Origin of the sequence: Arthrobacter sp. UYCu512 (genome assembly GCF_040547075.1) — a bacterium.
GTDB lineage: Bacteria > Actinomycetota > Actinomycetes > Actinomycetales > Micrococcaceae > Arthrobacter.
Window position 1 is genome coordinate 155,053 of sequence record NZ_JBEPPA010000011.1, and the last position, 24,395, is coordinate 179,447.

The 24,395-nt window shown below is 66.2% G+C and carries 14 protein-coding genes and 1 tRNA gene; 14 read left to right on the forward strand and 1 reads right to left on the reverse strand.

The genetic code is table 11. The annotated features are described in order from the left end of the window. Positions 1–102: 102 nt before the first annotated feature. The 14 genes from ABIB49_RS13430 to ABIB49_RS13495 all read left to right on the forward strand — a co-directional run bounded on the left by ABIB49_RS13430 (position 103) and on the right by ABIB49_RS13495 (position 23,457). A complete protein-coding gene (locus tag ABIB49_RS13430) occupies positions 103–1,275 on the forward strand; it encodes a resuscitation-promoting factor (RefSeq protein WP_226773592.1) in 1,173 nt (390 codons plus the stop codon). A 232-nt stretch (positions 1,276–1,507) separates the two neighbouring features. Then, positions 1,508–2,347 carry a 16S rRNA (adenine(1518)-N(6)/adenine(1519)-N(6))-dimethyltransferase RsmA gene (gene rsmA / locus ABIB49_RS13435; protein WP_226773618.1) on the forward strand — a complete coding sequence of 280 codons (840 nt, stop codon included), beginning with the start codon at positions 1,508–1,510 and terminating at the stop codon, positions 2,345–2,347. 98 nt (positions 2,348–2,445) lie between these two features. Next, positions 2,446–3,408 carry a 4-(cytidine 5'-diphospho)-2-C-methyl-D-erythritol kinase gene (locus ABIB49_RS13440; RefSeq protein ID WP_226773591.1) on the forward strand — a complete coding sequence of 321 codons (963 nt, stop codon included), beginning with the start codon at positions 2,446–2,448 and terminating at the stop codon, positions 3,406–3,408. A gap of 99 nt (positions 3,409–3,507) precedes the next feature. Next, the gene (locus ABIB49_RS13445; RefSeq protein WP_226773590.1) at positions 3,508–5,337 is read left to right on the forward strand and encodes an ABC-F family ATP-binding cassette domain-containing protein; all 1,830 of its coding nucleotides are present in this window, start codon (positions 3,508–3,510) and stop codon (positions 5,335–5,337) included. A 320-nt stretch (positions 5,338–5,657) separates the two neighbouring features. Further along, positions 5,658–5,729: transfer RNA gene (locus ABIB49_RS13450), tRNA-Gln, on the forward strand. 212 nt (positions 5,730–5,941) lie between these two features. Then, positions 5,942–7,432 (forward strand): bifunctional UDP-N-acetylglucosamine diphosphorylase/glucosamine-1-phosphate N-acetyltransferase GlmU, encoded by a 1,491-nt coding sequence (gene glmU, locus ABIB49_RS13455; RefSeq protein ID WP_226773589.1) that lies wholly within the window; start codon positions 5,942–5,944, stop codon positions 7,430–7,432. A 5-nt stretch (positions 7,433–7,437) separates the two neighbouring features. After that, the gene (locus ABIB49_RS13460) at positions 7,438–8,418 is read left to right on the forward strand and encodes a ribose-phosphate diphosphokinase (protein ID WP_226773588.1); all 981 of its coding nucleotides are present in this window, start codon (positions 7,438–7,440) and stop codon (positions 8,416–8,418) included. Between the two features lie 258 nt (positions 8,419–8,676). Continuing rightward, entirely contained in the window at positions 8,677–9,273 is a 597-nt protein-coding gene (locus ABIB49_RS13465) for a 50S ribosomal protein L25/general stress protein Ctc (RefSeq protein WP_226773587.1), read from the forward strand. 115 nt (positions 9,274–9,388) lie between these two features. Further along, positions 9,389–9,976 carry an aminoacyl-tRNA hydrolase gene (gene pth / locus ABIB49_RS13470; protein WP_226773586.1) on the forward strand — a complete coding sequence of 196 codons (588 nt, stop codon included), beginning with the start codon at positions 9,389–9,391 and terminating at the stop codon, positions 9,974–9,976. 180 nt (positions 9,977–10,156) lie between these two features. Then, positions 10,157–12,895 carry a helix-turn-helix transcriptional regulator gene (locus ABIB49_RS13475; protein ID WP_226773585.1) on the forward strand — a complete coding sequence of 913 codons (2,739 nt, stop codon included), beginning with the start codon at positions 10,157–10,159 and terminating at the stop codon, positions 12,893–12,895. Next, positions 12,873–15,584, forward strand: a complete 2,712-nt coding sequence (locus tag ABIB49_RS13480) for a helix-turn-helix transcriptional regulator (protein WP_348994526.1) — start codon at positions 12,873–12,875, stop codon at positions 15,582–15,584. Before ABIB49_RS13475 ends, ABIB49_RS13480 begins: the two co-directional genes overlap by 23 nt. Positions 15,585–16,203: 619 nt before the next feature. Then, the gene (locus tag ABIB49_RS13485) at positions 16,204–17,793 is read left to right on the forward strand and encodes a sugar transferase (RefSeq protein ID WP_226773584.1); all 1,590 of its coding nucleotides are present in this window, start codon (positions 16,204–16,206) and stop codon (positions 17,791–17,793) included. 212 nt (positions 17,794–18,005) lie between these two features. Then, positions 18,006–20,738, forward strand: coding sequence for a LuxR C-terminal-related transcriptional regulator (locus ABIB49_RS13490; RefSeq protein WP_226773583.1), 2,733 nt, complete (start codon positions 18,006–18,008; stop codon positions 20,736–20,738). Positions 20,739–20,835: 97 nt separating this feature from the next. Next, on the forward strand, positions 20,836–23,457 hold the full coding sequence (locus tag ABIB49_RS13495; RefSeq protein WP_354157156.1) for a LuxR C-terminal-related transcriptional regulator: 2,622 nt from the start codon (positions 20,836–20,838) through the stop codon (positions 23,455–23,457). Between the two features lie 92 nt (positions 23,458–23,549). On the opposite strand, the gene ABIB49_RS13500 is transcribed toward ABIB49_RS13495, so the two are convergent. After that, positions 23,550–24,395 (reverse strand): malectin domain-containing carbohydrate-binding protein (locus ABIB49_RS13500; protein WP_354157157.1); only part of this gene is annotated, 846 nt, incomplete at its 5' end.

Sequence of the window (24,395 nt, forward strand, 5' to 3'; positions counted from 1 at the left end):
CGGACACACCGCACCGTTTCCGGTGCTGCCTTTGGGCTGTCTGCGGTGCGTTGCCCTCGCACTTTTCCCCGTGCCCGGATGGTCCAAAAGATATGGGCAATCGTGGTCAAGTTTTTTACATCGGACGGCAAATTCAGCTTCGTCAAGGTCGGTACGCAACTTGTAGTGCTGGTCGCGTTGGTGCTGGGGCTGGTTGCCTTCGTCGGCAACAACAAGACAGTCACGCTCAACGTGGACGGCAAAGTGAGCTCGGTCCAGACCTTTGGCGGCACTGTCGGCCAGGTCGTCAAGGGAGCAAGCCTTGAGCTCCAGTCCGCGGACCGGGTGACGCCTGCCGCTGCTTCCCATGTACAGGACGGCACAGTCATTAACGTCAACCTCGCCAAGGCCGTCAAGGTCAGCCTGGACGGCGCCGAGCGGACCGTCAACACCACTGCGCCGACAGTCGAAGGCCTCGTCACGGAACTCGGCGTTGCCGGTTCCTCGGAGCTGTCCGCCCCGAAGGATGCCCAGCTTGCGGTCTCGGGGTCGTTCGTGTCCATCTCGACTCCCAAGACCGTGAGCATCGTCGCGGACGGCAAGGCCAATAAGACCACGACCACGGCTGCCAATGTCTCTGCGCTGCTGTCCGACGCCGGCATCTCCCTGGCCGCCAGCGACAGGCTCTCGCAGCCCGGCAACGCCCCGGTTGTCAGTGACATGGTGATCAAGATTTCCCGGGTGGACGTGAGCCAGACGGCGGAGTCCACCGAAGCGGTACCGTTCGAAACCCTCACCACGGAGGACGCCGGGATGATCAAGGGTGAGAAGCAGGTGACCCAGGCAGGCGTGGCGGGCACCATCAACAAGAGTTTCAAGCTGGTGATGGTTGATGGTCGCGAAGCCTCCCGCACCCTGGTGTCCCAGTCCGTCAGTGCCCAGCCGGTCACCGAACAGATCACGGTTGGCACCAAGGAGAAGCCCAAACCGGCACCCCAGGCGGCAGTTGCCGCCGCCGGGGCCAACACCGGCGCCGCAGCCCCCGCCATGATGAACGAAGCCATGTGGGACAAGATTGCGCAGTGCGAGTCCACCGGCAACTGGTCCATCAATTCCGGCAACGGCTACTACGGCGGCCTGCAGTTCGACGTCCGGACCTGGCTCGGTGCCGGCGGCGGCGCTTACGCACCGAATGCAGCCGGTGCCACCAAAGCCCAGCAGATCGACATCGCCAACCGCGTCTACGCGCAGCGCGGCCTGTCGCCGTGGGGTTGCGGCTGGGCAGCCTCGCGCTAGCGGGGCCACACCGGAGGCTGAGCTCCGGGTGACCGGCACTTCGAGTAGCACGGGTGTCCGCAGCGGCTGACCACGGCAGCGGAATTCCACGAGGGCCGGGTCCGATTTTCGGACCCGGCCCTCGCCATGCCCGGGCCGGTCCGCGGGATAGGATACCAAGGTGACTGAACCGACCTCTTCCGCTCCCGCCAGTGAGCCCACCAGCAAGCCGGCAAGCTCCCCTGCACCCCTGATGGGCGCCTCCGACATCCGCAGGCTGGCCGAGGAGATCGGCGTCCGCCCCACCAAGACTCTCGGTCAGAACTTCGTCATTGACGGCAACACGATTCGCAGGATCGTGGCCGCCGCGGACGTCCACCCGGACGAGACGGTCCTGGAGGTCGGGCCGGGGCTCGGGTCCCTGACCTTGGGCCTGCTGGACGCTGCCCGCTCGGTTGTCGCCGTCGAGATCGATCCTGTCCTGGCCGGGAAGCTCCCTGCCACGGTTGCCCGGTGGCGGCCGGCCGCCGTTGGGGACTTCCACCTTGTCCTCGCCGACGCTATGCGGGTCACCGAGCTGCCGGTGGAACCGACAGCGTTGGTGGCGAATTTGCCCTACAACGTCGCCGTCCCGGTGGTCCTGCACCTGCTCCAGCATTTCCCCAGCCTCCGTCACGGCCTGGTGATGGTCCAGGACGAGGTGGCCGACAGACTTGCCGCCGGTCCCGGGTCCAAGACCTACGGTGTCCCCTCGGTCAAGGCCGCCTGGTACTCCAGCATGCGCAAGGCCGGAGTCATCGGCATGAATGTCTTTTGGCCCGCCCCGAAAATCCACTCCGGCCTGGTGGCATTCACCCGCCGGGAACCGCCCGTCACCACGGCCACCCGGGAAGAGGTGTTTGCGGTCATCGATGCAGCCTTCGCCCAGCGCAGGAAGACCCTTCGTGCTGCCCTTGCCGGCTGGGCCGGCGGCGCGGCCGAGGCTGAGCGGTGCCTGCGTGCCGCCGGTGTCGATCCCACGGCGCGAGGCGAAGTGATTGACATCATGGCGTTTTCCCGGATCGCGGAACAGCGCGGACAGCCGGCGCAATGACCCGGGCGGCGGCTCCGACAAGATGAAGCAGGTCCGGGACCGTGCTTGGAGCCGGACCCCGCCATGCCATAGCGTGGAGCCATGAATAGCGTGGAGCCATGAATGCAGTGAGAGGGCGCCTGGGCGCGAGGACCGTCCGGGTCAAGGCGCCCGGCAAAGTCAACGTCTCACTGGACGTCGGACCCCTGCGCGCAGACGGCTACCACTCGGTGGCCAGCGTCTACCTCGCGGTGTCCCTCTACGAGGAAGTCGCCGCCACCAGCACAAACACCGGAGAGATTACGGTCAGCATCGGTCCGGCAAGCACCCTGGACCTCGACGGCGTTGACATCCCCCTGGACGAGCGGAACCTTGCCTACAAGGCCGCCGCGATTATGGCCGACGTCTCGGAGAACTCCACCGGTCTCCACCTCGAAATCACCAAACGGGTCCCCGTGGCCGGCGGCATGGGCGGGGGATCGGCCGACGCGGCAGCCACCCTGCTCGCCTGCGACGCACTGTGGAACAGCGGGCTCTCGCGCGACGAACTCGCCCATCTGGCCGCCGAACTCGGCGCAGACGTGCCGTTCTCCCTGCTCGGCGGCACCGCCGTCGGGCTCGGCGTCGGCGACGAACTCTCGCCGGCCCTCGTTAAGGCCCAGACCAACTGGGTCCTGGTGACCGCTGATTTTGGCCTGCCCACACCGGAGGTCTTCCGGACCCTGGACCGGCTCCGCGAGGCCGAAGGGGTAGTGATCGAGGAACCCACCGCTGTGGACCCGATGGTCCTGCAAGCCCTGCGCGGTGGCGACGCTGAAGCCTTGGGCCGGGTGCTGGTCAACGATCTCCAGCGCGCCTCCATTGCGCTGGCACCGAGCCTCCGGGACACCCTCGGGCTCGGCGAGGCCCTGGGCGCGATCGCCGGAATCGTCTCCGGTTCCGGCCCCACCGTGGCACTTCTGGTTCACGGCCCGGCGGCGGCCGAGGGGCTGGCGGGTGACCTCCGGCACCACGGCCTTGACGCCCTGGCCGTGCACGGCCCGGTTCACGGGGCGCGCATCATCTCCGATACGCTCCTTTAATAGGGTCGGCGCTGTCCTCCGCGCGGCGGAGTGGCGTGGCCCCATCACGCCTGACCATATTTGCTCGACATTACTTTTTCTCTAGGAAAGCAGTTCCCAGTGGCACACCTGCTCGGCGGCGAGAACCTCACGGTCTCCTATGCAACCCGTACCGTCCTCGATGGCATTACCCTCGGCCTTGAAGAGGGCGACCGGATCGGCATGGTGGGCCGCAACGGTGACGGCAAATCGACCCTTATGCGGCTGCTGGCCCTGCGCTCCACCCCCGACTCCGGCCGGGTGACCAAACGCAGCGAAGTCAACATCGGCTACCTGGACCAGAGCGACGTGCTCGACGGCGACCTCACCGTCGGCGCTGCGATCGTGGGGGACCAGGCCGACTACGAGTGGGCCCGCAACCCCCAGATCCGCGAAGTCATGGGCGGACTCGTCTCCGACGTCGACTGGCACGCCAACGTGCACGCGCTCTCCGGCGGGCAGAAACGGCGTGTGGCGCTGGCCAAGCTGCTGATCGAGGACCACGACGTTATTATGCTCGACGAGCCCACCAACCACCTCGACGTCGAAGGCGTCGCGTGGCTGTCCCGGCACCTGAAGACCCGCTGGCGGGCCAACCAGGGCGCCTTCCTCGTCGTCACCCACGACCGCTGGTTCCTGGACGAAGTCTGCACCAAGACCTGGGAAATCCACGACGGCATTATGGACCCGTTCGACGGCGGTTACGCCGCGTATGTGCTGGCCCGAGCCGAACGTGACCGCTCCGCCTCCGTGGTGGAAAGCAAGCGCCAGCAGCTGGTAAAAAAGGAGCTCGCGTGGCTCCGGCGTGGCGCCCCGGCCCGCACCGCCAAACCCAAATTCCGGATCGAGGCAGCCAACGCCCTGATCGCCGACGTCCCCGAACCGCGCGACTCGACGGCACTGAGCAAGATGGCCACCGCCCGGCTCGGCAAGGACGTCCTGGACCTCGAAAACGTCTCACTGGACTTCCTCGGCGGCGAACCCGGCCAAAAGCTCTTCGACAACATCACCCTGCGGCTCGCCCCCGGCGAACGGCTGGGCCTCGTCGGCGTCAACGGCGCCGGCAAGACCACCCTGCTGAAGTTGCTCAACGGTGAGATCGAGCCCTCCGCCGGGAAAGTCAAGCGCGGCAAGACGGTGGTCACCGCGGTCCTGACCCAGGAGGTCAAGGAGCTCGACGACGTCTCGGACCTGCGCGTCATCGAAGTGATCGAGCGGGAGAAGCGCTCCTTCAACGTCGGGGGCAAGGAATTCACCGCCGGCCAGCTCGTGGAACAACTCGGCTTCACCAACGAGAAGCAGTGGACCCCGGTCAAGGACCTCTCCGGTGGTGAACGCCGCCGGCTGCAGCTCCTGCGGCTGCTGGTGGGAGAACCCAACGTGCTGATGCTGGACGAACCAACCAACGACCTCGACACCGATACCCTCGCCGCCGTCGAAGACGTCCTGGATGGCTGGCCGGGCACACTTGTAGTCGTCAGCCACGACCGCTACCTGCTCGAACGCGTCACGGACCACCAGATGGCGCTCCTCGGTGATGGCAAGATCCGAGCCCTGCCGCGCGGTGTGGACCAGTACCTGGAACTGCGCGAAGGGGCCCTGGCCGGGTCCACCATCACCGGCGGAGGCAACCCGGTTACCGCTGCAGGCGGCTCGTCGGCCCCGGCAGCGACAGGCCCGTCCGAAGCCGAGAAGCGGGATGCCCGCAAGGCCAAAAACCGGATCGACCGCCAGCTCGGCAAAATCAAGCAGCAGGAAGATAAGATTCACGCCCAGATGACTGCCGCTGCCGCTGACACCTCGGCCGTCGGCGAACTTGGTGCCCTGAACAAAAAGCTCAAGGATCTCGCCGTCGAACGCGAAGCCCTCGAGCTTGAATGGCTCGGTGCCCTCGAGGTGCTGGGGGAGTAACCGCCCAGCCCCCCGGACATGCCCCTCGGGCCGGGCCAGGAGTGGACATGTCCCGTGGGTCAGTTAAATCCCGCAGGACATGTGCCTCGGGCCGGGCCAGGAGTGGACCCGGTCTGTTATGTCCACCCGCCAGGGCCAGCGGCGGGCATGTCCCACGGGGCCCGGTGGCCCTGAATTCCCGTGCTGCCGTTCAGTGTGCCGGCGTGCCCGGGAGCGTGCGCCGGTAGGACATTGCGGGCCCCGGAGCCGGGCCAGCGCGTGCACGGAGCGCAGTATGGCAGAATTGACTCTCGTGCCACAGGCCCAGCGCCTTGGTACGGTCCGCCCTGGTGTAATGGCAGCACCCCGGCCTTTGGAGCCGTGGAGTATAGGTTCGAGTCCTATGGGCGGAACTGCTGCGCATCGCGGTGGCCGGTAAACGGCCACCGCAGGGCGCGGCCCGGTGTGGGTCCAGTAGGATGAATCTGGCGCCACGACCGGAGTCTGGTCAGCCGAAACCGCGCGAATCCGGCAACCAAGGTGCACCAGCTGGCCTCGGCCGCCGGCCACCCAGATCCACCAAGCAGCGGCCTGAGCTAAGCCACTGAGCAAGGAGAGCCCGTACGTGAGCCCCGAGAAGACCGGCCCGGCCGCCGTTATCGTCCTAGCTGCAGGTGCCGGTACCCGGATGAAGTCCCGTACCCCCAAAATTCTCCACGAGATCGGTGGCCGCTCCCTCGTCGCGCACGCGCTGCATGCGGCCCGCACCATCCGGCCGCAGGAGCTGGCCCTGGTCGTCCGGCATGAGCGTGACCTCGTGGCCGCCCACATCGCCGCCGTTGACCCGGCCGCGCTGGTCGTCGACCAGGACGAGATCCCAGGCACCGGCCGCGCCGTCCAAGCGGCACTCGCGGCCCTCGACGGACTCCACCCTGCAGGCCGGGTCAGCGGAACGGTAGTTGTGACCTACGGCGACGTTCCCCTGCTCACCGGGAGCCTGCTGGCCGAACTCGTCGCAAGCCACGAGGCCGGCCACAACGCCGTCACCGTGCTTACCGCCGTCCTCGCGGACGCCACCGGCTACGGCCGCATCCTGCGGGCCACGGACGGAACAGTCACCGGGATCCGGGAGCACAAGGACGCGACGGACGCCGAACGCGAAATCCGCGAAATCAACTCCGGAATCTACGCCTTCGACGCTGCCGTGCTCCGCGATTCGCTGGCCCACGTCACCACCGAAAACGCCCAGGGCGAAATGTACCTCACCGACGTGCTGGGGCTCGCCCGCGCCGCCGGCGGCAGGGTGGCAGCGGTGGTGACCGAAGACCGCTGGCAGGTCGAGGGCGCCAACGACCGGGTTCAGCTCTCGGCCCTCGGTGCCGAACTCAACCGCCGGACCGTCGAGGCCTGGATGCGGGCCGGTGTCACCATCGTGGATCCGGCCACAACCTGGATCGACGCCGCCGTCACCCTCGACGAGGACGTCCGGCTGCTGCCCAACACACAACTCCACGGCAGCACCACTGTCGCGCGCAACGCCGCCGTCGGCCCGGACACCACCCTCACCGATGTTCAGGTGGGGGAGGGCGCCACGGTGATCCGGACACACGGTTCCGGCGCCACAATCGGCGCCATGGCCAGCGTGGGGCCGTTCACCTACCTGCGCCCCGGTACGGTCCTCGGCGAGACCGGCAAGATCGGCGCCTTCTACGAAACCAAGAACGTCACGATCGGCCGCGGTTCCAAGCTCTCCCACCTCGGCTACGCCGGTGACGCGGAAATCGGCGAGGACACCAACATTGGCTGCGGAAACATCACCGCGAACTACGACGGCGAGAAGAAACACCGCACAGTGATCGGCTCGGGCGTGCGTACCGGCTCCAACACCGTGTTCGTGGCTCCCGTGCAGGTCGGTGACGGTGCCTACAGCGGAGCCGGGGCGGTCATCCGCCGCGATGTTCCGCCGGGGGCCCTGGTCCTGTCCGTGGCCAAACAGCAGAACGCCGAGGGCTGGGTGCTCGAGCACCGCCCGGACTCCGTTTCCGCCTCCCTGGCCCGGACCGCCGGCGCCGCCACAACTTCCTCCAGTACTCCGGCATCTACAGAAGAGGGCTAGCAAAAATGAGCGAAATTACGGCACACGGCGAGAAGAAGCTGGTGCTTGCCGCTGGGCGCGCGCATCCCGAGCTGGCGAGGGAGATCGCCAGGGAGCTCGGAACCGAACTGCTGCCACTGGACGCCTACGACTTCGCCAATGGCGAGATCTACGTCCGGGCCGGAGAAAGTGTGCGAGGGACGGATGCCTTCGTTATCCAGGCGCATCCCGCACCGCTGAACAACTGGCTGATGGAGCAGCTCATCATGATCGATTCGCTCAAACGGGCCTCCGCCAAGCGCATCACGGTTGTGTCGCCGTTCTACCCGTACGCCCGGCAGGACAAAAAGGGCCGCGGACGCGAACCCATCTCTGCGCGCCTGATCGCCGACCTGTACAAGACCGCCGGCGCCGACCGCATCATGAGCGTGGACCTGCACACCTCGCAGATCCAGGGCTTCTTCGACGGTCCGGTGGACCACCTGATGGCCATTCCGCTGCTCGCGGACTACATCCGTACCCGCGTCGGCTCCGACGACATCACTGTGGTTTCCCCGGACACCGGCCGTGTCCGGGTCGCCGAACAGTGGGCCGAGCGCCTCGGTGGGGCGCCGCTGGCCTTTGTGCACAAGAGCCGCGACCTGACCGTCCCGAACCAGGCAGTCTCCAAGACTGTCGTTGGCCAGGTCGAGGGCCGCACCTGCGTGCTGATCGATGACATGATCGACACCGGGGGAACAATTTCCGGTGCGGTCCAGGTGCTCAAGAACGCCGGCGCCAAAGACGTTATTATCGCCGCGACACATGCCGTCTTCTCCGATCCCGCAGCCCAGCGGCTGTCCGAGTCCGGGGCCCGCGAGGTTGTCGTCACCAATACCCTGCCGATTGACCCCAGCAAGCACTTCCCGCAGCTCACAGTGCTCTCGATCGCGCCGCTGATCGCCCGCGCCATCCGCGAAGTGTTCGACGACGGCTCCGTCACCAGCCTGTTTGACGGCAACGCCTGAACCACCGTTCGAGGCCGCTCCGCGGCAGCCGGTGCGGGACCGTTTTTACGATCCGGGTCCCGCACTGGTAACCTTGTACCGAAACCTTGGCGAGGGAGAGCGCCGGTCATCCGTATCTATGGAAACCGGTCTGCTGGTCTCCGTTATCGACTGGGTCTGAATCTCCCTTCGGAAGGGCGGCCGCATGGCCGCCCGGCGTTGAAGGTCGCAAACAGACCTCCGCCCTTGCTGACCGCCGCTAGTCCCTAGGAGATATCCATGTCCGAGCACAAAATCGCAGCTGAAGTCCGCACCGAATTCGGCAAGGGCTTCGCCCGTCGGGCCCGTATGGCTGGCCTGATCCCGGCCGTCATCTACGGCCACGGTGCCGTGCCGATCCACATCACGGTGCCGGCCAAGTCCACCACCCTGGCCGTCCGCGCGGCGAACGCCCTGCTGACCCTGGACATCAACGGCGAGCAGCACCTTGCCCTGGTCAAGGACATCCAGCGGGACCCGATCAAGCAGATCATCGAGCACCTCGACCTCCTGACCGTGCGTACCGGCGAAAAGGTCACCGTCGACGTTCCCGTGCACCTGACCGGCGAACTGGCGCCCGGCAACGTGTACAACCAGGAAATGACCCTCATTTCCCTTGAAGCTGAGGCAACCCACCTGCCGACGTCCGTCGAGGTCAGCATCGAGGGCCGCACCGCCGGTGAGCACATCCACGCTTCCGACCTCGTTTTGCCCACGGGCTCCGTTTTGCTGGCCGACGCCGAGTCCCTCGTCGTCCACATCTCCGAAGCAACCGAGGTCTCCGAGGAAGAGGCGTCAGCCGACACCACCGAAGGCTCCTCGGCCGCAGCCGAGTAGTTCCCGCGAAGTCTCCGGTGGCCGGGTCCCTGCAGGGGCCCGGCCGCCGTTGTCTCGGCCCGGCAGCGCCACCTCCCGCTTCCGGAACCGGCCCGCCTTACCGAAGGACTGACCCATGACTGACACCTGGCTGATCGCAGGGCTTGGCAACCCCGGAGCGGAGTATGCCCACAATCGGCACAACGTGGGGCAGATGGTCCTCGATGAACTCGCAGCCCGGATCGGGAGCGGTTTCAAATCCCACAAGTCCCGGGCCCAGGTCCTGGAAGGTCGCTTTGGAATCGGCGGCCCCCGGGTGGTACTGGCCAAGCCGCTGAGTTATATGAACGTATCCGGCGGCCCGGTCTCGGCGCTGGCCAGGTTTTACGACGTCGAGCCCGGCCACGTAATCGCCGTGCACGACGAAATCGACCTGCCTTTTACGTCGGTAAAGCTGAAACTGGGCGGCGGGGAAGGCGGCCACAACGGACTGCGGGATATCTCCAAGGCCCTCGCCACCAAGGACTACCTGCGTGTCCGGGTCGGCGTCGGGCGCCCGCCGGGCAGGATGGACACCGCCGACTTTGTGCTGAAGGACTTTTCCGGCGTAGAGAAGAAGGAACTTCCTTTCCTGATCGACGCGGCGGCCGATGCCGTTGAAGTTTTGGTCCGTGACGGTCTGGCGGCCGCGCAGCAGCAGTTCCACCCGGCGAAGGCCCCCTAGCCGAAAACTCACCGGCCATTGCGCTGCAGCGCATTCGCCACGTGCCGGGGAAAGCCAGCCAATTGCTTCCGCACCTCCTGAAATGCCTATATGATCGCTCTACTCTCATGTAGGGATACGCCACGTCGAAGCGGCCGGTCTCAGGTTTTGCTGTCCGCAACGCGGTACGAAGGAAACAAGATGTCGAGGGAAACGCTGGGCTGGGGGAATGTTTCCACTACGTGGGTACCCGCCGCAGAAGAACTTCCCACCGGTCCGCTGGACGGGCAGAGGTGGTCCGGTCTTGCGCGCCGTGCCGACGCCGACCGGGTCCGCAGTGCCCTGCTCGCCGACGACCACGTGGGGGTTGTCATCACCGGGGACCGCGGTGTCGGCAAGACCCTCGTCGGTCGAACAGTGGTCTCGGGCTTCGGACCCGACGTCTACACCCTTCAGCTGCGCAGTTCCGGGTCCACTACTCCCTACGGGTGCCTGGCTTTTACGCTCGCCCGCCTTCCACAAAGCTCCCTGGGGTCGCCGACGGCCATCCTGCAGGGCATCACGGCCCTGATCCGCGACGACGCGGCCGGGCGCAGGTGTGTCATCCTGCTGGACAACGCGGGCGCACTTGACGAGTTGAGCACTGGTGTCCTGCTCAACCTTGTGCAGACCGGGACTGCACGGCTCGTTGCTACCGCGCAGCGTACGGCCGACCTTCCGCCGGACTTCTACTGGCTCATCACTGCCGGGCGGCTTGCCGAAGTCCGGCTCGCGAACCTCACCGAGGTTGAGACGCTTGAGGTGCTCCAGGCCGCCCTCGGTCACCGGGTGTCCACCGCGCTGGCGAGCCAATTGCATCGAATTGTGGGCGGCAGCCCGACCCTGCTGCAGGCAGTTGTCTCCGAGCAGATCGAACGCGGCAACCTCGTGCTCTCGGGCTCTGTCTGGACCCTGGTGGATGAGGTGGTCCTTGACGGCCGCACCGCACTTGAAGACATCGTCCGGGCCCGGTACGCGCGTGAAAAACCCTTGGCGCGTGAACTCATCGAAGTACTGTCGTGCGCCCGGACGCTGCCCCTGGCCCGGCTCGCGCAAATGTACGGCCCCGGTCTTGTCGCCGACATGGAAGACGCCGGCCAGATCGTCGTCGACCGGGCGGGCCGCCATCTTGTGTCGCTGGGCGACCGCTACCTCGGCGATATCGTCCGCAACTGGCTGAGCGTGGAGCGCAGGCTGGAATTGCGGGACAAGGTGCCCGGGCACCAGCCGGACGAATTGAACGAGTTGACTGTGGAGGACCTGCTGGCCTACGCGGCGTGGACCCACGACTGCGACAGCGCCCTGGCACCGGCCCACGCCGTGGCGGCTGCCGGCGCCGCCGTTAAGCTCTTTGACCCAAAATTTGCACTCAAATGCGTCAGCAACTTGACCCCTGAGGATCCGGAATGGGCCGCGGGGCAGCTGCCCAAGTCCGCAGCCTACCTTCAGCTGGGGTTGCCGCTGCAGGCCATGGCTGCCTTGGACGACGTCTCCGGGGATCAGCTTGACGAGCTCGGGGCAGAAGCGTACACGGAGCTGATTGTCGCCAAGGTGGACTGTATGTCCTGGCTCGAGGACCGGAGCGATCAGGTCCCTGGCCTGGTCCGGCAGGCGCGGGAGCGGCTCCAGGTACCCGGCGGAGGCCAGAGCGCGGACCAGCTGCGGGAGCTGGCGGGCGCACAACTGCGTTTGGACCTTTGCGAATTCGGCTACCTCTCCTTTGTTGGTGACTATGAGCCCATGATGGACCGGCTAAGGTCAGCGGCTTCCGCGGAAGGCGAAGACGTTAGCGCCCTGCACAGGCTCAGGTGCCGCATCATCCTGATGGAAGCCCTGTGCATGACAGGCAAGGAAATAGAGGCTCTCAAACTGATGCGCGAGATTGAGGGCCAGCTTGGGGAATGGTCCAATGTGCCGCGGATCCGGGAAAACTTCGCATGGCGGGCCTTTAACGCGCTCCTGCTGTCCGGGAAGTGGCGCCAGAGCATCGACATCCTCAAGGATGCCGGTGGCCGGGCGGGCCATGGGCAGCATTCCGGCAGCGCACCGACTGATCTGGCCGCCGGGCTCGCTTACGTGTACGCGGGCCGCGGCTACCTGGCCATCGAGCCGCTCCTGGCAGCCGTCGCGCAATTGGAAGTTCGGGCGAGCCTGCAATCGCTGCGGCAGGCCTACGCGGCAACGGCTTTCGCATACGCCCAGGCCGGGCATTCCGTGGAGGCCACCAGCTACTTGGCCCGGGCACGCTCAGCGGACGCTTCCGCCCGTTTCGCGGTCCGAAGTGCCGCAGACTTCTGCATGGACATGGCTTCCCGCTGGCTGGGGGAACCGGAGGCGAAGGACAGGCTTGTGCACGCGGCGGAGGCACACTTCCGGGCGGGCCGATTCACCCTGGCCGGCATCTCTATGCTTGGTGCGACCGTCCACGGCACGACCAAGGATTTCGAGTTCCTGGAGCAGACCGCGAAGTTACGCCAGGGGCCCCTTGCGGAGCTGACCCGGACTATTGCCGAGGGCAGCCGCAAGAAGGACGCTGCCATCATCATGGCGGCCGCCAGCCAGGCGGCGGCCATGGAACTCGATGCGGTCCAGGCCCGCTGCGCCGCTCTGGCCTTCGACTTCGCCAAGGCCGCAGGGCTGAGCAGCAAGGCCAGCGCCGCGCACGCCATGCTTGAAAGCCTCGCCGATTCCCTGCCGGCCCTGCCGATCATGCCCAGGAGCAGGGGGCCGTTGCTCACGGACAGGGAACGGCAGATTGCCGCCCTCGCGGGCAACGGCGAATCGAACAAGGACATCGCGCTGTCCATCGGCATTTCCGTCCGAACAGTGGAAGGACACCTCTACCAGGTGTTCACTAAGCTGGGAGTTTCGTCACGAAGTGATCTCCTTGGACTCATCTAGGAAGCGCCGGGCCGGGCCGCGCCCAGCCGCTGCAGCCGGAGTCCCGATCGGGCGGACGGAGGAGGCGCGTTTGGCGGTGGAGTCGGTCCTCGGCCCCGACCACGTCGCTGTGCTCCTGTTCGGCGACAGCGGAATCGGCAAGTCGACCCTCGTGGAAGCCGTGGTCGCCGAACTTCAGCATGCCGTAACGCCGGTCCGGATTCATGGCAGCGCCTCGCTGGCCAATGTCCCCTACGGCGTGCTGGGTCCTTTTATCGTCGGGTTGCCGGTGCAGGAAGCCACTTCTCAACTCGCGGTACTCAGGACGTTCTGGTCCCGGTTGGAGGAAGAGCGCCGCGTCTCCCAAAAGCCCCTGCTGCTGGTGGTGGACGACGCCCACGACCTCGACGAGTCGACGGCGGGCATCCTGGTGGAACTTGCCGCTGCCGGCTGGGCAAAAATGCTCGTAGCAGCGCAGACGCGGCCGGGCCTGCCGGAACCGCTGTTGCAGCTGTGGTTTGAGGGCATCGCGAAACGCCTCGACCTGCGCCCGCTGACCCGCGAGCAGACAAGCCACATGCTGGAAGCAACGCTGGGGCCGCAGGTCCTGCCCAGCGTTGCGGAGATCCTTTGGGAAGCCTCGGCGGGCAACCCGCTGCTGCTCAGTGGCCTCATCGCCGATGCGAAGGCCGATGGCACGCTGCTGCAGCGTAACGGGGTCTGGTTGCTCTTGCGTCCGCTCAAGAGCCACGGGGCCCGGTTGACGGACGTCGTGCGCCGGCAACTGCTCCGGCGCTCACCGGCAGAGCGCCAGGCACTGAACCTGATTGCCCTGGCGGAGCCCGTGACCCGGGATGCTATCGAATCCGCTGTGGGCGAAGATCCGGTGGCGGCCCTGATCGAACATGAATTGATCCGGGTGACGCCGGCACCGTACCCTCAACTGCGCCTGTGGCACTCGACGTACGGGGACGCCTTGCGCAACCTGATATCGCCGGCCCGCAGCCTGCAGCTCCGGCAGAGCCTGCTCCGGTTGATGGGCAGTGAACCGACGTCGGCAGAAGGCCTGCTTCGCCAGGTGAGCTGGTCGATGGACTGCGGAGTGGAAGTCGAAGACCGCCAGCTGCTGCGGGCAGCCGCCCTGGCCAGCCGGCTCTACGAGGATGATTTGGCCCGCCGGGCCGCTGCGCTGGTCAAGGACCCTGAACTGCAGGTGGCAGCACGGGCAGTGACGGCACGGACCTACTTCAATACCTCGGACTATGCCGCAGCCCGGGACATCCTGGAGGTCGACTTCGCCCAAGGACAGAGCGTAGCTGTCCTCCTGACGGGAACGCTGATGTGGGCCGCTGTCCAGGCAGCCCTGGGCCACGCGCCGGCGGACATCATGGACCGGGCCCGGGCACTCCTGGCTGCCGGGGAGCGGCTGGCCAGGGCCAACCCGGATGACGCCGAACAAATCCTCGGTGCCACCCGGGAGCGGTACGCCACCATGCACGCCATGGTGTATGCACTTGCGGGGGAATACCGGCAGGGTGCCGATACGGACGCGGCCGACGAAGCCGCCCCGGCCAACACCCTGGAATCAGCGTTCAGGCTGGCGCTGGCCTCGGAGCGGCTCCTGGTCCAGGGCAAGGCCGTTCAGTCCTTCGCTGTTATTTCCGAAGCCTTGGAAACCGCAGGCACGGGGGTCGATGAACTGTATTTCCTCGCGGAATTCCTCGTTGCACGGGCGGTGGCCGCCGTGGTCCATGGCGGCGACTGGGCAGCTGCCGGAAAGCTCCTCGCCGGACTGGCAGCAGGCCAGGGACCCAACCTCATCTCCTTCGGCGGGGGAGTCCACGCCGCGCAGGGTATTATCCAGCTGTATCAAGGCAAAGCGTCGCAGGCGCTGACGACGCTCAGTGTGGCGCTGGAGTCGCTGCGGCTTACGGATCCCCAGCAGCTCTTCGCCCTGACTGCCTCGATGGCGTTCGCCGCAGCCGCCGACGTCGGTGCCACCGACAAAGCCGCAGCATTCCTCGCCGACTATGAAGCTGCGCCGCGGCCGGTGTCCCGGTACCTGCGCGTTCTCTCGCAGATGGCAGTCACCTACGGCAAGGCTCGGCTCGGTAATTACCCGGGCGCCGTTACGGAGCTGCGCGCACTGGGCCGGCCACCCGGCGACGGTTCCACCGCAGGCCTGGAACTGGACTCGCTGGCGTTCTGCCTGTCCCTCGGAGACCGGGACGCGGCGACCAGGCTGCTTGAGCTCCGACCCGGGCTGGAAGGCCCCAGGCCGGCTGCGATCTGCCACTATGCGGCGGCGATCAGTTCCGACCGGGCCACCGACCATCTGGAAGCCGGGAAGAGCTGCGAAGCGGCTGAGCTGTGGGGTTTCGCGGCGCTTGCCTACGACGCCGCTGCTGACGGATACCGGGGAACCGGTGATACCCTGCGCGAGCGGATGGCGATGGCCCAGCGGAAGCGGTGCTTGGAAAGGGCAGACGGTGTCGCTGCACAGGACGAGGAAGCTGAGGACGACGCCCTGGGCCTGCTGACCCGTCGTGAACGCGACATCGTAGCGCTGGCGGTACGTGGCCTGGGTGACCGGCAGATAGCCGCGGAGCTGCAGGTATCCGTCCGGACCGTTGAGGGCCACCTTTACCGCAGTTATGCAAAGCTCAACATCAAAGGCCGCGACCAACTCCCCGGTTCGGCCGGCAGCTAAGCCGCCAGGTTCCTTCCGGGCCATCCCTGGCTGCACCTCCATCCCGTCCCTGTCCGGGCGCACGGCTGCCGGGGCAGTGCCATGCCTGCTCGGCCGGGTGGCCTAGGTACGCACTCCCGGCGCCGCGTAGGCGACCACGTAGTTGAATGCGGCACCGGATCCCGAGCGCCTGCGTTTCCAAGTAGGCACCGCCACACACCCGCCGGGCCGGGGCCGTAAATCGAGTATGGACTACCGGTGTGCCCGGGCCCGGGGACCGGCTTAATTGATTTCAGGCACCAGACGGACAACCTCGATGAAGGTCTCAAATGTGGAATCCTGATGAAACAAGTAAGCCCATGTCCCGGGCGGAACCGTTGCTAGCTGCGGCTTCGAGCCATGATCCGCGCGGAACCATCCGGGTCGTCGAGACTGTCCGGCATGGTGCTCCGGGTCAAATATTCTTCCCTAACCGGTCTCCTCAACGGTCCGCACGATGTGTGCTGACCCCCTTGACGGAGCCGACGGCGTCGGAACCTTCTGAGACCGAGGTTCCCCCCCCAGCCGCCGTCGGCTCCCTAGCCTCCACCCGTGGCCGCTGTCTGCCTTTGCAGACAGCGGCCCACGGCCGGTGGGTGTTATGAGCAGCACCAAGGCCCAGCCAAGGCATTCACACCGGAGCTGGCAAACCCGTTGGATACCCGCCGCAACGGCGTGGCGTTCCGGGGGGCAAGCAGCCGCAGCCCTGCCGTTGCTGCAGCCGGCCGCGGTGCCGCTGGCGGCCCGCGCACCAAGTACTTCCGGCCGGGCCTGGGTCAAGTTCTATCGGCGGGGCCTGCGCTGCACCGACATACTCGTTGTACTGCTGGCTACGGCCTCCGGTATCGAGGCCGAGGCGTCAGCTGACCTCTCCGCCGGCGCCGGAGTACCCCTTGGCGGCGGCGGCTCCGTGGTTTTCGCCGCCGGCGTCGCACTGCTGTGGGCGGCGTTCCTCGTTGTGTACCGGACCCGGGACTCGACCATTCTGGGCGTAGGGTCGGACGAATACAAACGCGTTGTGGCCGCGACCTTGAACGTTTTCGGGCTGGCCGCCATGGTTGCCGTGCTGACCCAGTGGAATGCTGCAGGGGCAATGTTTCTTGTGGGGCTGCCGGTGGGAATCCTCGGGCTGGCCGGAAGCCGGTGGATCTGGCGGCAATGGATTAACTCCCAGCGGCTCCGGGGCCACTACCTTTCCCGTGTTGTGGTTTCCGGGGAACCTGAGGATGTCAGGTATGTCATCCGGCAGTTGAATCGAAAGTCCGGTGCAACCTTCGAAGTACTTGGAACACTGGTCTCCGGGGGGACGGCAGGGACGTCGCTCCGTATTGATAACCGCGAAGTCCCGATCCTTGGCGGCCTGAACGACATCGTCCCGGCCGTCCAGGAAGCCGGCGCGACGGCGGTTATTGTGGCGGGGCCGATGCCGGGTGGAAACAACGGGCTCCGTGAGCTGGGCTGGATGCTGGAGGAGCATCAGGCGGAGCTGGTGCTGGCGTCAAACCTCACCAACGTTGCCGGTCCCCGGATGCACCTGCGCCAGGTGGAAGGACTTCCCCTGATGCATGTGGACCTGCCCCGGTACGCCGGTGGAAAGCACCGGATAAAACGTGCGATGGACGTGGTCCTCGCCGCCGGCGCACTGTTGGCCCTCGCACCGGTTTTCCTCGTCCTGGCCTTGATCGTCCGCTCGGACAGCCCGGGACCGTCCTTCTTCCGGCAGGAACGCGTGGGCAAGGACGGGAAACGTTTCTACATGCTCAAGTTCCGTTCGATGGTGGAGAGCGCGGAGGACGACCTGAACGCGCTGATGGCACAGAACCAGGCCGCGGGAGTGCTGTTCAAGATCCAACACGATCCACGGATCACCCGGTGCGGTCGATGGATGCGCAAGTACTCCCTCGATGAGCTCCCGCAGTTCTGGAATGTGCTCCGCGGCGACATGAGCATGGTTGGCCCGAGGCCGCCGTTGCCCCGGGAAGTCGAGCTGTACGAACGCAATATCAACCGCCGGCTGCTGACAAAGCCCGGGATTACAGGACTCTGGCAAATTGGCGGACGCTCGGATCTGCCGTGGGAGGACGCTGTGCGCCTCGACCTCTACTATGTGGAGAACTGGTCCATGTGGGGAGACGTGGTCATTCTCTGGCGGACCTTGAAGGTAGTGATCAGTCCCGAAGGGGCCTACTAGCCGGGGATACCGCCCCCATGGCGGCAACCGGTTAGGCCCGTCGGGACTACTTACCCGGCGTCGCCGCTTCGCCGGTCCTATCTGAGTACACCTACGTAGATGGAACCAATCTCCGCCCCTGGATTCGAGTAGTTCTTACGCATGTTGAAGTAGTCCAGCCTCCATAGGTTTGATTTATCACTGGTCACACTTTGATTGCGAAGGTCTCTCACATGTTTCAGCACAGCGGTAGCTTGCCCGCGGGCAGCGGCACTACAGTCCCAGTTCCTTCCAGCCAACACTCACATCCGGGGTGGCACGACAGGCCATATGCCCGTCGGGACCTCGTCGCGAACATTCTCGCCGGGCTGCAATCCGGTTCAGGCTGCGGCGTTGTCCTGGTGGGGGAGCACGGCGCGGGCAAGTCCTTCCTGGCCCAGCGCGCGGTCGAACAGCTCGGGGACGGCCATCTTGTGGTCCAGGTACGGGGCAGCTCCATCTCCTCGAAGCTTCCCTACGGTGCCCTGAGTGTGCTCTTGAATGACCTCGATGCCTCGCACCTCGAGCATCCGCTGATGGTCCTCCGCGGGCTGACACAGCTGCTCCACAGCAAAGCCAAGGGACGCCGGGTTGTTCTGTTTGTCGACAACGCCCACGACCTCGACGAGCTCTCGACGATGATGGTTGCCCAGTTAAGCGCCGGCGGCCATGTGTCCTTGCTGGCAGCATGTGTGGACCTGCCCAATGTCGGCGGCGACATCATGGGGCTGTGGAAGGATGACATGCTGCGCCGGGTGGACCTTGGCCCGTTCGATTTCACCGAAACCGCCACCACCCTGCAGCACGAATACGGCGGGCACTTCTCGCACGCTGCCGCCCGGGCGTTGTGGAACGCCAGCGGCGGCAACGCACTGTTCCTGCACTCTTTGACCCGGGAGCAGATCAAGCTGGGAACCATTGTCCGTCAGGACGGCACCTGGATCCTGGGCGATCGGCCGGTTTCCCTGACCGGAGAAATCCGGGACGTCGTCAGGGCCCGGCTCAACCGTCTGAGCAGCGGCCAGCGCGATGTCTTCGAGCTGCTGTCCCTCGCCGGTTCCGTGCCGCTGCAGACCCTAATGAATGTTGCCAATTCCCAGGACATGGACGCACTCCAGGAGCGTGGCATGATCCGGGTCAGCCACGACCATCCGCCGACTGTCAGTATTGCCAACCCGGTAGTGGCGAGCATTGTGGCCAGCGTCGTGCCGCCAGGGCGCAGCGCCGAACTCCGGCGGCGCCTCGGCGCGGGGATGGAGGAATCGGAACGGGCAGACGCTGCGGGCTCGAAGGAAGTTGCGTGGGCGCTGGATTGCGGCGAGGAAGTACGGCCCGGACGTGCACTCTCGGCAGCGAAGATGGCAAACGATGAGTCTGATCCCACCGCTGCGCTGAGGTTCATTCAGGAGATTGACGGACAGGAATCCATGGTCGGGGCCGCGATCGAATCTGCTCGTGCTCACCTCAACGTCAATAACGAGGATTCGGCCCGGCGGGTTTTGCAGGTCCTGGGCCACACGCTCGAAAAGGATGCTGAGTTCGCTGATTGGGCTGCCATTGAGTTTCTTCGCGCAGAACTGGACAAGCGCCAGCCCGCGACAGCCGCCCAGGCAGGCGCCAGGCTGTTGGAAATCGGACGACGGCTTGAGGCGCAGCCACTGGAGGCGAACGTGGCGGATCTCCGCGAAAAGCTGCGGAGCGCCAGCGCGGAATTGGCCGTTTTTGAGGGCCGCTACCAGGATGTCCTGACGATGTTTGCCGACGTGGACACCTGCGATTTAGGCAGCGAAAGGAAGATTGTGGCCGCCAGCCTGGTCTGCGAGGCGATGGCTGCCACCGGCGATGTCCTGGCAGCGACAGCACTGGGCCGGGAGGTGATGGCCGCCGCCGTCCGCAGCGGAATTTCGGACACATCGATCCGGCAGATCCGCTGCCGCTTCCTGCTGCTGCTGCTGCTCTGCGGAAAATTTGGCGAGGCCAGCGCGTGCCTGACTGCGGCCGCGGCGACCGCCGAGCCGCAGGCCCGGCTGGGCGGCATTTTCGAGATCGGGCAAGGGATTGTGGATCTGCATCGAGGGCTGCTGAGCGAGGCCTTGCCCAAGCTCCAGGCCGGCCTCCTGCAGCTTAAGGTCCAGGATCACGAATCCCTCTGGGCACTTGCCACGTCCGCGGGCGCCTATGCAGCCTGCCTGCAGGGGGAGGAAGACAAGGCCGAGGCCATGTTGTCAGCGCTCGGTAAGAAGGACGCCAAGGGGGCCTGGATCGCCGAGCGGATGACCAGGTACTACGAGCTGTCCGCCCGTGCCGAGCTCGGACAACGGACGGCCGCCATTCGGTTCCTGACGGCAGAAGCCGACATCGATGAGGCCGCGGGCGCTCTGAGCACCGGCCTGCTGTTCTTGTCTGCGGCGGCCCGTTTGGGGGACCGGCAGGTGGGCCAGAAACTGGCCGGCCTTGCAACCCAGGTCAATGGACGGTTCGCAGCACTGTGCCTCCGGCTGGCAGAGGGATTAAAGAAGTCCGACAGCGAGCAGCTGCTTGGGGCTGCCAAGGATGCCGAAGAGCTGGGCCACACCATCTTTGCAAGGGATGCGGCGCGCAAGGCGGTTAGTTGCGCCCACGATGCCGGCAACCGGATTTCACTGAGGATTGCCCAGCGTATGCAACAGTCCGTGGAAGACCGGATCGGCGGTCCGAAGAATGGGCTGCATTCCTTGACGACGTCAACGCTTACGGCCAGGGAGATCGAGGTCGCCGTCCGGGCAGCCAGCGGAACCTCCAACCGGAAGATCGCCGAACAGATCCACGTTTCGGTCCGGACCGTGGAGGGCCATCTGTACCAGGTGTACGCGAAACTGCATGTTGCAAGCCGGGCCGAGCTCAAAGAAGTGATGTCCGGCCCGGTGGACAATGTCCGTCTCGGCTGACCGCCGCGGGCGCTGTTAGTTCCGGCTGCGCTAACAGCCGGACCCGCACACCGGGGATGAGGCAGTGACCCAGCAGTTCGGAGGAAAGGTGGGGAATGTGGAAAGCCTGAACCAACCCGCCATGCTCGTTGCCCGTGCCAGGCTCGTTAAGGCGGTTGCGGGCTCCCTCAACGACGCAGGCACATCCGGGGCTTTGATCGTCGGAGGCGCCGGCACCGGCAAAACCGCCGTGACCACGGCTGTTCTGCACGAACTTCGAGACCACCCGCCCTATATCCGTCTGGCCGCGACACCGGCGCTCGCGGCGGTCCCCTTCGGGGTGCTGGCGCCGCATCTGGCCGAGTTGCCGGCACGGGACCTCGACTCCTACCCCGCCGTTCTCCAAGCCATGACCAGCAGACTCAGGTCCAGGTCCGGGCGGCCGCTCTTTGTGGTCGACGATGCCCAGAGCCTGGACCGGGGGACCTTGCACCTGGTGGCGCAGGCAGTGGCCACCGGCGCAGCAGGCCTCCTCGCCACCAGCGGACCCGGAACATTGATCCCCAAAGAGTTCCTGGCACTCTGGGACGACGGAATCGTCGCGAAATACGAGCTTGCAGCGCTGAACCGGTCGGAAGTCCACCAGCTATGCGAACAAGTCCTGCGCTGCGACGTTTCACCGTGGGTCAGTGCGAGCTTTTCCTATCTCGCCGCGGGGAACCCGTTTATGGTGCTGTCCTTGATTGAACACTGCCGGCGGACCGGGGCGCTCGCGCTGCGGCACGGGGTATGGCTGCTGGTCGCTGAGCCGGTGCTTGCCGGATTCCCGGAAGCAGACCTCGTGCACCATCAACTCCAGAGGCTTTCCTCGGAGGCCAATCTTGCCGCCGCCCTGGTGGCATTGGCCGGGCCGTTGAGCGTCGGCCAGCTCCTGAGATTCAGCAATCCCAAGGCCGTCGACGCCCTGGAACGGGCCGGCATCATCGAGGTCTCCCGTTCGGGAGACCGGCGGGTTCGGCCCGCAAGTCCGCTGATCGGTGAAATTGTGCGTCGACAGATTCCGGCCGGACGCAGCGCTCGCCTGCGGGGGAGCCTACTGGCCCTTCCCGGCGGCGGGCAGCTTCGCCCGGAAGCGTTCCGGAACCAGGTCCGCTGGGCAATGGATTGCGGTGCCCGCGTCCCCGCAGCCGATCTTCTCCGGGCAGCCCGCCTGGCCAATGTTGCTCTCGACCCGAACGCCGCGCTGCGAACAGCTGCTGCCGTCGGCGACGAGTCTTTTTTGCCGCAGGCCCGTCTTCAGGCGGCTTACGCTCAATTCACCTCGGGCCGGCCCCGGATCGCCAGTGGCCTGCTCCAGCAGGCCACTGGTTTGCACGGACCCGATGAGCCCTACCTCTCGGCCCTGCTGGCTGCCCGGCTCAAGGCGGTCGCAGCAGAGCGTGGCAGCGGACACGCACCGCCGCTAAACCTCGGCCCGGCGCTGCTGCCGGAGCCTGCGCAGCCTGCCCGCGATGGGGTCGGGGACATCAACGTCTTCGACCCGAGCGGTTCCTTAACCGAAGTCGAGGGCAGACTCCGCGTTGTGATCGAAGGGACAGGGGCACCGGCAACGATCCGCATTCCGGCTTCTTCGTTGCTCGCCCTGATCTGGAGCGCCCAGGGGCGTGTTCTCGCGGGACGCGCCCTGGACCAGCAAGCCTGGCAAGACGCGAAGTGCCACGAGCTGGGTCTGCCGTTGATCGACGAGGACCTGCTGATGCGGCACTGCCTGGTTCTCACCTTGGCGGGGGAATGGGATCCCGCCGCAGCCGCCATCGACGACTACGCCAGGGCGTACCCCCCGCGGCTGATACGAAGCGGCGGCATGCTCCAGGCGATGCGTGGATTCTCGATGATCCGACAAGGCCGGATGCCTGAGGCCCTGGCAGCTATGTCACTCGCCGCAGAAGAACTCAAGGTAGCGGATCCCTGGCAGTTGCGCTGCTTCGTCTACTCGGTCGCGTCATATGCGGCTGCCGCGGCAGGGGACCGGGACGCCGGCCACGAACATTTGGCGGCGTTCCGACGGCTTCCCGGCGGCGAACCACTGGTCCTGCGACTCCTCGTCGAAGCGTATTCCACGGTCGCCGCCAGCACTCTTGCCAGACGGGATAGCCAAAGTACCCTGACGGCCCTGGCGGAGCTGGCCCGCGGCCAGGGCCTGCGCGGGATCGAAACGGAAATACGGAGGCTGGCGCTGGTCCCGGGCGATATCCCAGGCGCTGCCGCCCTCGCCATATGCAGCAGCGCAGTTGACGGGCCGGAGTCTGCTCTGGTGCATGATTTTGCGCGCGCGGTTGCAGGGTCCGATGCGACCGGCTTGATGAGGACCGGCGATGCCGCCTTGGCCGCAGGCTACCTGCGTCTGGCGCTCGAATCCGCGCAGCAGGCCGAATGGTGCCTGACGCAGGAAGCGGACCATCGCCGCCTGCCTGCTGTCCGGGCACAGGTCCAGCAACGGTTGGCGGCTCTGGGGATGTCCCCGCAGCTGGGGTTCGTCGATCCCGAGCCTGCCCCGGCCCTGACGGCCCGCGAATCCGAGATCCGTGGCCTGGTCTCCGGCGGCGCCAGCAATGCCGAGATTGCTGCGTTGCTTCGGGTCTCGGAGCGCAGCATCGAACGGCATCTGTACAGGATCTTCGCCCGGCTCGGCGTCAGCCGGCCTCTCGATCTTCCGGGCCCGGGCTCCGTTCCGCGATAAACCGGCTTGGCGCGAACGACAGCGCAGCAGGTGCCGCCAAGGGCGGCACCTGCTGCGCTGTCGTGCAGACCCGGCGCTACTACTGCCGGGTTTCAGGCGGGGATGATTTCGATGGCGGAGATTTTTGGTTCGTCGGTGGTGGCGGTGAAGTCGAGGTTGAGGGTGCCGTCGGTGATGTTCAGTTGTTGGGTGATGGTGTGGGCTGTCATCGGGGCGACGGTGGCGTTGAGGTCGAGGTTGGTGATTTCGGGGGTGCCGCCTTCGAGGTTGACGTTGAAGACGCGTTGTCCGGGTCCGCCGGGTCCGCCGCCGGTGGCTCCGTGCCAGATTTCGGCGAAGTGGAGTTTGACGGTGTAGTTGCCGGGTTGGACGGGGATGGCGTAGCTGAAGCCGCCGGCGCCGCTGTGTTCGCTGAGGAAGAGCGGGTCATCGGTGGTTGCGGCGATGGCGGTCACTTGGGGGTTGGTGTAGGACTTTCCGCCGGTGAAGTAGGTGTCGGCGAGCCAGTTCACGCCCCCGGTGGTGAGGGCTGGTCCGCCGGCGTTGATGCGGATGGGTTGTTGGGTGGCGGGGGTTGTGGTGGTGGCCGTTGCGGTGGCCGAGGGGGCCGAGGCGTTGGCGGAGGTGTCGATGGCGATGATGCGGTAGAGCAGGGTTGTGTTGGCCGGGGGTGTGGTGTCGGTGTAGGTGGTCCCGGTGGTGGGGGTGGTTCCGGTCAGGCGGTTCCAGGGGCCGGCTGCGGTGGTGGCGCGTTCGACGTGGTATCCGGCGAGGTCCGGTTCGGTCCCGGCGGTCCAGGCCAGGTTCACGGTGTTGGTCCCGGCGGTTGCGCTCAGCCCGGCGGGGGCCGCCGGGGCCGTGGTGTCCGGAGCACCGGCGGGGATGATTTCGATGGCGGAGATTTTTGGTTCGTCGGTGGTGGCGGTGAAGTCGAGGTT

Excerpts from the sequence above, each read along its gene's own strand:
- ABIB49_RS13440 (WP_226773591.1), top strand. The coding sequence starts at position 2,446 with ATGAATGCAGTGAGAGGGCGCCTGGGCGCGAGGACCGTCCGGGTCAAG.
- ABIB49_RS13465 (WP_226773587.1), top strand. The coding sequence starts at position 8,677 with ATGTCCGAGCACAAAATCGCAGCTGAAGTCCGCACCGAATTCGGCAAG.
- ABIB49_RS13485 (WP_226773584.1), top strand. The coding sequence starts at position 16,204 with ATGAGCAGCACCAAGGCCCAGCCAAGGCATTCACACCGGAGCTGGCAA.
- ABIB49_RS13490 (WP_226773583.1), top strand. The coding sequence starts at position 18,006 with ATGTTTCAGCACAGCGGTAGCTTGCCCGCGGGCAGCGGCACTACAGTC.
- ABIB49_RS13460 (WP_226773588.1), top strand. The coding sequence starts at position 7,438 with ATGAGCGAAATTACGGCACACGGCGAGAAGAAGCTGGTGCTTGCCGCT.
- ABIB49_RS13475 (WP_226773585.1), top strand. The coding sequence starts at position 10,157 with ATGTCGAGGGAAACGCTGGGCTGGGGGAATGTTTCCACTACGTGGGTA.
- pth (WP_226773586.1), top strand. The coding sequence starts at position 9,389 with ATGACTGACACCTGGCTGATCGCAGGGCTTGGCAACCCCGGAGCGGAG.
- rsmA (WP_226773618.1), top strand. The coding sequence starts at position 1,508 with ATGGGCGCCTCCGACATCCGCAGGCTGGCCGAGGAGATCGGCGTCCGC.